8 protein-coding genes are annotated in these 11,508 nt (G+C 51.6%); all 8 read right to left on the reverse strand.

The genetic code is table 11. The features are described from left to right. Positions 1 to 212 precede the first annotated feature (212 nt). The 8 genes from galF to cpsG all read right to left on the reverse strand — a co-directional run bounded on the left by galF (position 213) and on the right by cpsG (position 11,267). Entirely contained in the window at positions 213 to 1,106 is an 894-nt protein-coding gene (gene galF, locus ACJHW7_RS21020; protein WP_000183060.1) for a UTP--glucose-1-phosphate uridylyltransferase GalF, read from the reverse strand. Between the two features lie 242 nt (positions 1,107 to 1,348). Then, a complete protein-coding gene (locus ACJHW7_RS21025; protein ID WP_000999466.1) occupies positions 1,349 to 2,344 on the reverse strand; it encodes an N-acetyl-alpha-D-glucosaminyl-diphospho-ditrans,octacis-undecaprenol 4-epimerase in 996 nt (331 codons plus the stop codon). A 157-nt stretch (positions 2,345 to 2,501) separates the two neighbouring features. After that, entirely contained in the window at positions 2,502 to 3,896 is a 1,395-nt protein-coding gene (gene wcaM, locus ACJHW7_RS21030) for a colanic acid biosynthesis protein WcaM (RefSeq protein ID WP_001115969.1), read from the reverse strand. Between the two features lie 10 nt (positions 3,897 to 3,906). Beyond that, entirely contained in the window at positions 3,907 to 5,127 is a 1,221-nt protein-coding gene (gene wcaL / locus ACJHW7_RS21035) for a colanic acid biosynthesis glycosyltransferase WcaL (protein WP_000862701.1), read from the reverse strand. Continuing rightward, a complete protein-coding gene (wcaK, locus tag ACJHW7_RS21040) occupies positions 5,124 to 6,404 on the reverse strand; it encodes a colanic acid biosynthesis pyruvyl transferase WcaK (RefSeq protein ID WP_000770884.1) in 1,281 nt (426 codons plus the stop codon). The genes wcaL and wcaK overlap by 4 nt, the downstream gene beginning before the upstream one ends. 563 nt (positions 6,405 to 6,967) lie before the next feature. Next, positions 6,968 to 8,446: a colanic acid undecaprenyl disphosphate flippase WzxC gene (gene wzxC, locus ACJHW7_RS21045; protein ID WP_000058472.1), complete on the reverse strand. Its 1,479-nt coding sequence runs from the start codon at positions 8,444 to 8,446 to the stop codon at positions 6,968 to 6,970. Between the two features lies 1 nt (position 8,447). Next, positions 8,448 to 9,842, reverse strand: coding sequence for an undecaprenyl-phosphate glucose phosphotransferase (wcaJ, locus tag ACJHW7_RS21050; RefSeq protein ID WP_000183130.1), 1,395 nt, complete (start codon positions 9,840 to 9,842; stop codon positions 8,448 to 8,450). 54 nt (positions 9,843 to 9,896) lie between these two features. Continuing rightward, the gene (gene cpsG / locus ACJHW7_RS21055; RefSeq protein ID WP_002432359.1) at positions 9,897 to 11,267 is read right to left on the reverse strand and encodes a colanic acid biosynthesis phosphomannomutase CpsG; all 1,371 of its coding nucleotides are present in this window, start codon (positions 11,265 to 11,267) and stop codon (positions 9,897 to 9,899) included. Positions 11,268 to 11,508: the final 241 nt, after the last annotated feature.

Genomic DNA, 11,508 nt, shown 5'->3' on the forward strand with positions numbered 1-11,508 from the left:
CGAAAAATTCAAACGCTAATTGTCTTACCAATCCGCTCTGGAAACAAGGAAAATCCTGGAAAACTTTGACTAAAATCCTATTGCTAACTCGTTGTTATTCTGATTGTTTATATAAAACAACGGCAGGAATATTCGCAACAAATTACTTTCGCCACGAATCCTCACTGCCGTTATAATTTTCTTATCAACCGTTACATCCGGTCAGATTTTCATTATTCGCTTAACAGCTTCTCAATCCCTTTACGGAATTTAGCCCCTTCTTTCAGGTTGCGCAGTCCATACTTCACAAACGCCTGCATATAGCCCATTTTTTTACCGCAGTCGTAGCTGTCACCAGTCATCAGCATTGCATCAACGGACTGTTTTTTCGCCAGTTCAGCAATGGCATCAGTCAGCTGAATACGCCCCCATGCACCAGGTTGAGTGCGTTCAAGTTCCGGCCAAATGTCGGCAGAAAGCACATAGCGACCAACGGCCATGATGTCTGAGTCCAGCGTTTGTGGCTGATCCGGTTTTTCGATGAATTCAACAATGCGGCTGACTTTACCTTCACGATCCAGTGGTTCTTTTGTCTGAATGACGGAGTATTCAGAGAGGTCACCCGGCATACGTTTTGCCAGCACCTGGCTACGGCCCGTTTCATTGAAGCGCGCAATCATGGCAGCAAGGTTGTAGCGCAGCGGGTCGGCGCTGGCATCATCGATAACAACGTCCGGCAGCACCACGACAAATGGGTTGTCGCCAATGGCGGGGCGTGCACACAAAATGGAGTGGCCCAAACCTAAAGGTTCACCCTGACGCACGTTCATAATGGTCACGCCCGGCGGACAGATAGATTGTACTTCCGCCAGCAGTTGACGCTTCACGCGCTGTTCAAGGAGAGATTCTAATTCATAAGAGGTGTCGAAGTGGTTTTCGACCGCGTTCTTGGACGCGTGAGTTACCAGGAGGATTTCTTTGATCCCTGCAGCCACAATCTCGTCAACAATGTACTGAATCATTGGCTTGTCGACGATCGGTAGCATCTCTTTGGGAATCGCCTTAGTGGCAGGCAACATATGCATCCCAAGACCTGCTACCGGTATAACTGCTTTTAAATTCGTCATTCTTTTCCTACCTCTAAGTGGCTGATAGTGCGTAAATTATTGCCATAGGTTAGCCAAACGTTATGGCTATATACCAAAGCTTAGTTCCGCATAACTTTGCTTAAACCTTAGGATAACACTACACACCATCAGCATCTGGGTTACTCGGATTACTCGGAAATCCGCATACTGATAATTTAATCAGTACCTCTTTCCGAATAATCGTAGTCCAACCTGGTCCTTTTTTCTCTGACTCGTCTGCATTACTCAGAAACAAACGTTATGTCGTCTTTTTTGGCATGGACGAATTCATACTGCAGAGTTCGATCCAGACCTTGCGACAGCGTATACGGTGCCACAAAACCTGAAGAATGCACTTTCGTTGCGTCAAACTGTGTTGTTGCGCAGAATTTTTTCACGCGCACTGAGCTGACAGCGTATTTTTTGCCCGTAATTTTGCTCAGGATATCAAAACAATATCCACCCAGCATTCCTAGTGGGTAAGGCAAGTGCATAGAAGGGATCTTTTTGTTCAGGCTTTGTTCAACTTCAGCAACCAACTGGTTCATGTTCAGGTCTGGCTTATCAACGTAGTTATAAACCTCATAACCTGCGGCAACATTCTTCAGTTTGTACTTGATAAACTCAACAATGTTTCCAACATAAGCCATGGATTTATAGTTAGTCCCTGCGCCCACCATCATAAACTTGCCGCCAGCGATCTGTTTCAGCAAGTTGTAGACATTACCGCGGTTGCGTTCACCGAAGATAACGGTAGGACGGATGATAGTTAATGAACGCTCTGTTGGTGCTTTGTTATACCATTCACGCAGCACTTCCTCCGCCTGCCACTTGCTTTTGCCGTAGTGGTTGAAAGGATCGTGTGGATGGTTTTCGTCAGGGTTGTGTTTGTTCAAACCATAAACAGCAACGGAACTGGTAAAGATGATATTTTTAACGCCATTTTTTTCCATGGCCGCCAGCACATTGCGGGTACCCTGAACGTTGACATCATAATAGAGAGAAGTAGGGCTTACGTCATCGCGGTGTTCCGCTGCCAGTAGTACAACAGTGTCAAAACCGGCTAACGCCTGGTCGAGTGCCTGTTGATCACGAACATCGCCAATCTGTGTGATTTCTGGATAAAAGTGGCTCTGCTGTTTGTCCAGGTTCTTGATATTAAAGTCAGCAATTGCCGTTTCAAGTAGTCGGGTTCCTACGAATCCGGAAGCTCCTATGAGCAAAACGTTATCGTTCATAAATCACTTTAGTCTGGTTGTTACGTAAGAAACACAAGATAAAGATGAGTACCTTCCCTGAGTAGTCAATGCTGCCCAGCCCCAGCTTTAACAGTTAGTGTGAGGATTATAATCTTTTAGAACATTATATCCAGTAAGTTTATGAATGGTCGCAAATCTACTCCCTCCGTTCTGGCAATCTAAAGTTAATCTTTTCCACATTAACAATATGGTGATTAATCCTGTCGATATCGACGGAGCTTTCCCCTCTTTCATTCACCGCATGAACATTTGCAAGAGACAGCAGTGTTTCTTTTTTCGCCATAAAGACGCCGCGAACGTCTTTGCGCATGTCGAAGTTCATGCTCAATGCGGGTCCAACAGAGGATTCCTGCATCACATTGATATTACGTATAAAAAGATGTTGCGGCTTGTTGTGTAACTCCAGCGAGGCACGCTTCATCTCAATGTTAGTTAGCGACACAAAAGAGACGGCATTCCCGGCGGAGATTTGGATACCGCGCAATTTATAAGCAAGGTGGGTATTATCCAGTTGAATATTATTCACTCGGAAATTTTGCGGTATCGAGAGATATTTGCCTTTAATTACCCCATAGCCGATTAACATCCCGGCGCTATTAATCATTTCAATATTATCAATCACGAAATTGTCACAACCGTAAATAGCGACTGTCGCGTTATCAATACCTGCTTTCTTACTGAAATCCGGCGTGATATTGCGGGCTTTGATATTACGGATAACAAAATGTTTACCATTTTCAACATGGATCAACTGCCGACAATCCGATCCCGTGATATTCGCCACGACAAAGTTTTTCACTGCCTGGTCTTCCGGGTAATTATTATCATAAGTGCTTCCCGCAAGACCTATGCCAATGCCCCAGTTGATTTTGCCGTTGGTACAGTTGATGCGCTCGATGACATGGTCAGATATCAAAATATCACTGTCGTTAATTGCCACGTTCCATTCAATGGCGTCGCCTTGTAAGTCGCTGAACTTACAATTGGTGATGTTGGCACCGATAATCTGGTTATGAAATCCCTGGCGTAAGATGGCGTAATTAGCGTGGCTGACAGTGAGGTTATCGATGGTCAGGTTGCGCATGACCCGTTTGTTTTTGCCGCCGATATAAATCTGCGTTACCGGACCAAAGCCGCTCATCGCCAGCCCTTTGATGGTGCAGTCAGAACCACGCACATCCAGGGTGATGTTATGCATACTGCCGCCCTCCTCCCCTGTCACCTGGCTGCCGTCCTCTAAGACAAACCGCCCTCTGCCGTTGCCGCGCAGGCTTCCAAGAATGTGTAACGTTTTGCCAGCAGGAATGAAGATGCCGGTGTTGATATTGTCACAAACCAATCCGCCAGGCACGACGACTGTTTGCCCTTCGCTGAAGGCTTGTTTAAATGAGGCGATCCAGTCGTGTGGATTATAATCGTTAATGTTAACGCTTGCTCGGGCAGGAAGTGCACGGGCGAAAGGCGTATGAAAGAAGGCAAGCGCGGAGCTTGCCGTCAGGAAGGTGCGTCGGGAGAGTTTTTTAAATGGCATACGTTCTCCTCTATAAAGCCTGTAACAAGCTGGCGAGTTCTCGATTAATCACCTGCTGGTTAAAATCGTGTTCGACTTTTTCGCGCGCACGTTTGACGACCGGAGCCAGTTCGTCGGTGTCCAGTTGGCTAAACGCAGCCAGTCGTTGCGCCAGTGCGCGAGCATCGTTCTCAGGCACCAGCCAGCCGGATTTATCGGCCTCCACCAGTTCAGGAATTCCGCTATGCAGAGTTGAAACCACCGGAATACCGACCGCCATCGCTTCCATTAGCGCCACCGGAATACCTTCCATATCGCCATCCGCGCCCGTTACCGATGGCAACAAGAAAACATCCGCGTCGTCGAGCATCGCTTTCACTTCATGGCTCGGTTTAAAGCCAGGCATCTCTACCACATCTTCCAGTTGATATTGTTCGATGAGGGTGCGCAGGCGTCGTTCCCACGGGCCAATGCCGAGAATGCGATAGCGAAATGCAACGCCCTGCTCTTTCAACTGCCGGCAGGCTTCGATCGCCACATGCAGGCCTTTTTTCTCGGTTAAGCGTGCGACGGAGATGATTTCCAGCGGCGTTGCGGGCGCTTTCACCGGACGCGGGCTAAAGCGCGTCATGTCCACGCCCATGCGCGATACGGCGATTTTTTCCCTCGGGCAGCCCATTTTTTGCAGCCTTCCGGCCCACAAATCGCTTATCGGTAACATCAGGTCGCCACGGCGAAACAGTTGTTGATATTCGGGAGTGTAATGGTTGAGCACTTCCCGACTTGAGATATCAATGCCGTGGAAGATAGTAGCAATTTTGCCGCTAATGACACCCAGTTCGCGGAGTTTTGCTGCGGTTACCCCCGCTGGACCAAAATGAGCGATAAAGACATCGGCATGTAACGGTGTTGCGACCTGACCACAAATGGCAGACAAAATCAGGTTCCGCGACTCGGCACCATAGCGTTTGAGGTTGAGCGCCTGCCAGGTATTTTTACGATGAATGCCGCGTAAGGTCTGGCTGGCGCGGTGGCGCAGTTTCGCCACTTTGCCCGTAGGTTCGTCCTGTAACCAGCGGGTTCTGGCGGCAAGGTTGTATTTCGTCCATGCCGTGTGGGTGTTTTGTGTGTCGCCTTTTTGCAGCGCGACAATCTCCACCTCAAATCCCATATCAATAAACGCGGTAATTTGATTGAGGACGAAGGTTTCTGACGACAACGGAAATTTCAGTAAAAAGAAGCCGACCTTCATTTCACCTCCCCGATGCGTTCCAGTACAGACTGCACCATCTGCATTCCCGTCTGACGTTCGCAACTGACGGCTTCGTTAAGTCGCGCGTTCAGCGCCGGAAGTTGGCCTAAGGTATCCGCAACCATCGCTTGCAAGCTGCCGTCCAGTAAATGACGGATATCAATTGCCATCTCTGGTAGCCCCAGTTGTTGCATAATCCCGGTGGATTTATGTTCATAGTTGATGGCAATCGCCGGAGTAGCAAAGTTCATTGAGATAATGGCGGAGTGCAGGCGCGTACCGACGGTGAGTTCACAGGCACCGAGAATTTTGCCCATTTCCAGATCGTTGAGTTCATCCATCACTACGTGGTAACGGGCAGGCTCGCTGATGTGCTGGCGCAGATTGAGCGCCACCATGCGGTCGTCTTTGTTATAGCTGTCGATACCCGTACAGGTGGAGAGCGCAATCACCTGATACCCTTCATCGAGAATGCGATTGACCACCCCGGCAAAGGCTTTTTCATACGCTTGTTGAGTGGTGCCGAGACGTTTGTCGAACGGTGCCAGTTCGCGCAGGGTAATGGCCACCGTTTTCTGTTGTGCGGCAACGTCCAGCCAGTGTTGAACGGCATAGCTGGCGGTGAAATCTTCGGTGTGGTGATCGACCAGCCACGCGGTATCGACGCCATGTTCCACTTTTGCGGTGGTGATATTGCTGTGTTTCATCAGATCAAGGCTGACCGATTCGCGCAGGATCAGCGCGTCGCAGTGACCAAAAACGTAGTTCGCCAGTTGGTTAAATTGCTCATCCTGGAAGGGGCCAACACTGTGACCAATCATAAACAGCGGCTTTTTCGCCATAAACGTGCAAAGCGCATGTTCAAACTGCGGCACGCCGTAGAGATCGACAAAAAACGATCCTCCGACCTGAATAATGGCGTCGTAACCTGAGAGCAGGCGCACGAAGTCGGTGAATCCCTGGGCGATGGCGATATTACGCAGCTTGCTAGTGTCAGTGACGCGTGAGAGCAATACCTGGTGTTGATAGCGGCGACGGAGGACTTTTTTAACGCGCCCGACAACGCCCGCCGCGCTGTTGTGTTGTTTCATTTGCAGGAACAGCGGATCGCCCATTACCGGGCGGTTGAGCAGCCAGGAAGAACTGACCGGATAGCGGCTCATCACGTCCACTTCGGCTTGTGGATTGAGGATGTTGATGGCATCAAGTAAGCCGCGCAAGATGGCGCTGTCGCCACGATTGCCGCAAGTGTGGTTGCCCAGAATAAGTAATTTCATTTTTTCCTCATAAATTTGATGCCAGGTGAGGCTGTGTTTGTTTTGTTCGTTGCCGCTTTTTGCCTGATGCGACGCTGACGCGTCTTATCAGGCCTACAAGACCCGAGCACAGAACCGTAGGCCGGATAAGGCGTTTACGCCGCATCCGGCATTCAGTGCCTGATGCGACGCTGGCGCGTCTTATCAGGCCTACAAGATCCGAGCACAGAACCGTAGGATGGATAAGGCGTTCACGCCGCATCCGGCATTCAGTGCCTGATGCGACGCTGGCGCGTCTTATCAGGCCTACAAGACCCGAGCACAGAACCGTAGGACGGATAAGGCGTTCACGCCGCATCCGGCATTCAGTGCCTGATGCGACGCTGACGCGTCTTATCAGGCCTACAGGTCCCGAGCACAGAACCGTAGGCCGGATAAGGCGTTCACGCCGCATCCGGCATTCAGTGCCTGATGCGACGCTGACGCGTCTTATCAGGCCTACAGGTCCCGAGCACAGAACCGTAGGATGGATAAGGCGTTTTACGCCGCATCCGGCAACCGTTGTCGGAACCGAAAACAGCAACTCACCCCGCCCGTAAAAGCATTTTCATTTTTTCGCTGCGACAAAACTGACGCTTCACTTCCACCACCAGCGGATGGCGCGACAGCACAATCATCACCACAAACGCCAGCACGCCCGCGGCTATTTGCACCGCCAGCAGCATCCCCAGCGCCAGTTGCCCTTTCAGCACAATGCCCAGCGCATAACTAACCCCCAGCGTCGGCAGCGAGAGATAAAAGGGCAGCCACAAACTCAGGATGTACTGGCGATAACTGGAACCAAGAACCGGTTTAATCATCACGAAGTAACTCAGAATGGTGTTGATAATCTGCACCAGCAGGAAACCGAGCGTGACGCCGATTGCGCCCGCCATTTGCCCACCAATAACAATCGCCGGAATAAACAGAAATGTTTTGAATACGTTGAATTTAAAGCTGATATCGACCCGCGCTTTCGCCATCAGCAGCGAACCAATCGGGTTACCCACCGAACGCAGCAGACCCACCACACACAGCAATTGCAGCACCGGAATAATGCTGTTCCACTTCTCACCAAAGACCAGCGGTACAAAGTTATTCGACACCACCATCAGCCCCAGCAGAGCCGGAAAGTTGATAATCCCCACTACCGACAGCAGCTTGTAGAAGTTAACGCGCAGCTTTTCGGTGTCGTCCTGAATTTTGGCGAATGCCGGAAACAACACACGGGTGATGATCGGGTTCAGCTTCATCGGTGGCACAACGGCCACGTTGTACGCCAGGTTGTATCCCCCTGCCACGCTCGCGCCGAGAATACGCGCCAGCACCAGCGTTGAAAGGTTGGTATTGAGATAGTTGATGATGCTGTCCGCCGTCAGCCAGGCACCAAAGCGTAAGTTCGGTGCCACCGACGCCAGCGAGAAGTGCAGACCGGGGCGATAAATTTTGCGTCCAAAGTAGCCAAACAGCAGCGTTCTCACCGCACTATTGACCAGATAACCGAGGATCGCGGTCATCGCCAGCGGCCAGAAATGGGCGCTAACCACCGTAAAAGTGAAGCCCACCAGTACCGCGCTGGTTTCGATCATGCCGATTTTGTTGAACTCCAGCTCCTTCTGCATCAACGCGCGGAACTGTTGCCCGTGGGGGATCACCACAAACGCCAGCGACAATGTTTTAATCAACGGTGCCAGGTCCGGGTTATTCAGCACGTCGCCAATGGCATCACTCAACAAAAACACCGCCACGCACACCACAAGCCCCAGCCCGACGTTCAGCCAGTACAGCGTGGTGAGTTCAAGGTGGCTGATTTCTTTTCGCTGAATAATCGAGTTAGCGATACCGAAGTCAGAAAGCGTATCTGCCAGCGCGATGATCACCAGCGACACGGTAAGCAAACCGAACTGGTGGTTGTCGATAATCCGCGCCAGCACGGTCATCTGCACCAGCCCGAGGCCGATGATGATCACCGTGGCTATCGCCGACCACTTCGCGCCGCTGATGGTTTTTTCACGTAAGCTCATATCAATATGCCGCTTTGTTAACGAAGCCTTTGAATACCGTCAGGAAAACGATTTTGATATCGAACCAGACGCTCCATTCGCGGATGTACTCAAGGTCGAACTCGACGCGTTTTTCCATTTTCTCCAGCGTGTCGGTTTCGCCGCGCCAGCCATTAATCTGCGCCCAGCCGGTAATGCCGGGTTTCACTTTATGACGCAGCATGTAGCCTTCAATGAGCTGGCGATACTGTTCGTTATGCGCCACCGCGTGTGGACGTGGACCGACAATCGACATCCCCCCGGTCAGCACATTGATAAACTGCGGCAATTCGTCCAGCGAGGTGCGGCGCAGAAAGTTCCCCACTTTAGTGACGCGCGGATCGTTCTGCGTCGCCTGGGTCACCACTTTGTCGTTCTCCATCACTTTCATGGAACGGAACTTCCACACTTTGATCGGCTTGCCATCCATGCCGTAGCGAGTCTGGCGGAAAATAACCGGCCCAGGTGAACTGAGTTTCACCGCCAGCGCAATACAGCACAGCACCGGGGAGATCAGCAGCAGGATAAGCGTCGCCAGCACAATGTCTTCCGCACGTTTTAGCAGGCGGTTAACCCCGGAAAGCGGCGTGTCGTAAAGCGGCACCACCGGAACGCCGTTCATCTCTTCGAGACGTGAATGGAGAATGTTGAAGGTAAAGACATCGGGGATCAGCAGCACCGAACAGGTGGTGTCCGCCAGTTGATGGACCAGTTTTTTCACTCGCGCGCCGTCGCACATTTGCATCGCGATATAGACGTTATGAATCTTGCCCGCTTTCGCATCCTCGACCAGCTGTTGCAGATTGCCCGCCCAGTCGTTAGAAACGCCGCCCGGTTTCGGGTCGTGGTAAACCCCCACCACTTCAAACCCTAACCACGGCTGATTACGGAAGCTCTCCATCAGCATTTGTCCGGCGGCTAAATCCCCCGCCACCGCGACCATGCGCTTGTTATAGCCATGATTACGCAGCCAGCCCGCCCCAATGCGAATACATGAACGGCAAACCACCAGTCCGATACTGGTCAGCCCATACCACGCCAGCCAGATTTTCAGTTGCGTGTCGAAATCATTGTTGAACGCCACCAGTCCGGCGCTGAAAATCACGCTTAAGGTCCAGTTTTGTAGCAACAGGGCAAATTCTGTCGCTGCCCGAACACCGCGCCATGAGCGATAAAAATCGGTGATGCCGCCCAGCATCTGGAACACCACCAGCGTAATCAACGCCACCAACAGGTGCATGTAGAGGAATGACAGTCCGCTCACTTCGCAAACCAGCCATAGTCCGGCAAACATGATGGTGATATCTGAAAAGCGTTGCACCATAGAGATTAACGATGCATTGGTTTTCGCTCGCTCGCGCTTTTTTAGATTTGTCATCGTTGTTCCTGTTATTAGCCCCTTACCCGCAATGGGGTAAGGGAAGATCCGACATTACTCGTTCAGCAACGCCAGCAGAGTTCGCGTTCGCGCTTCCATCAGCGGCACATCACCGCGCGATTCCACATTCAACCGCACCACCGGTTCGGTGTTGGAGGAGCGCAGGTTAAAGCGCCAGTCGGCAAAGGTCATGCTGATACCATCGGTGCGATCCACCGCCAGCGCCTCACGGCTAAAGTGCTGTTCCACGCGGTTAATCGCCTCAACGGGTTGCGCCAGTTTGCTGTTGATCTCACCGCTTGCCGGAAACGCCGCCATCCGGTCGCGTACCAGTTCGCCCAGCGTTTTTCCTTTCAGGCACACCAGTTCGGCGACCAGCAGCCATGGGATCATGCCGCTGTCGCAGTAAGCGAAATCACGGAAGTAATGGTGGGCGCTCATTTCGCCACCGTAGATGGCGTCTTCCTTGCGCATCCGTTCTTTAATAAAGGCGTGTCCGGTTTTCGACATTACCGGCGTGCCGCCTGCAGCAGTCACCACATCAATAGTGTTCCAGGAGAGACGCGGATCATGGATGATCTTCGCGCCGGGATTTTTTTCGAGGAACGCTTCTGCCAGCAGGCCGACAATGTAGTAGCCCTCAATAAACTGCCCTTTTTCGTCAAACAGGAAGCAGCGGTCAAAATCGCCATCAAAAGCAATGCCCATATCCGCGCCGTGTTTGATGACCGCATTGCGGGTGTCGTCGCGACATTCCGGCAGCAGCGGGTTAGGAATACCGTTGGGGAAATTGCCGTCCGGTGTGTTGTGTACTTTGATTAATTCCACGGGCGCGCCGAGGGCTTTAAAGCGGGCTTCAATGGCGTCCACCACCGGACCCGCTGCGCCATTCCCGGAGTTAATCACCAGCTTGAGCGGCGTGAGGTTTTTGACATTGATATAACCGAACAGGTGATCAACGTAAGCGTCACGCAGATTGATTTGCTGATAGCGACCGCGTTTGGTTTCATCGACGGGAGGAAAGTCGTTGGCTTCAGCCAGGCGCTGGACATCGCGCAGTCCGGTATCACCGCTGATCGGGCGAGCCCCTTCGCGCACCAGTTTCATGCCGTTATAATCCATCGGGTTATGGCTGGCGGTAACTTCAATGCCGCCATCCACGCCGAGATGGAACGTGGCGAAATAGATCTCTTCGGTGCCGGACATGCCGATATCCAGCACATCGACGCCCGCATCCTGTAAACCTCTCGCCAGCGCCAGTTTTAAGGTTTCGCTGGTGAGGCGGACATCACCGCCTAACACAATGGTTTTCGGTTTGAGAAATTCGCCATAAGCGCGACCAATGCGCCAGGCAATATCTTCATTCAGTTCTTCGCCTAATTTTCCACGAATATCATAGGCTTTAAAGCAGGTTAATTTTTTCATGTCGTTACCCTTTTTCAGGCAATAGTTGGCCCTGACCGAAGCGGCCAATTTTGTTTTTGTCGTTATTTACATCGCGGTTTCGCATTCATTGCCTGATGCGACGCTACCGCGTCTTATCAGGCCTACAAACCCGAACCGTAGGTCGGATAAGGCGTTCACGCCGCATCCGACAGCCAGCGCCTGATGCGACGCTGCCGCGTCTTATCAGGCCTACAAATCCGAACCGTAGGTCGGATAAGGC

Origin of the sequence: Escherichia sp. WS1152 (assembly GCF_046487665.1) — a bacterium.
In the GTDB taxonomy this organism is placed as follows: Bacteria; Pseudomonadota; Gammaproteobacteria; order Enterobacterales; family Enterobacteriaceae; genus Escherichia; species Escherichia coli.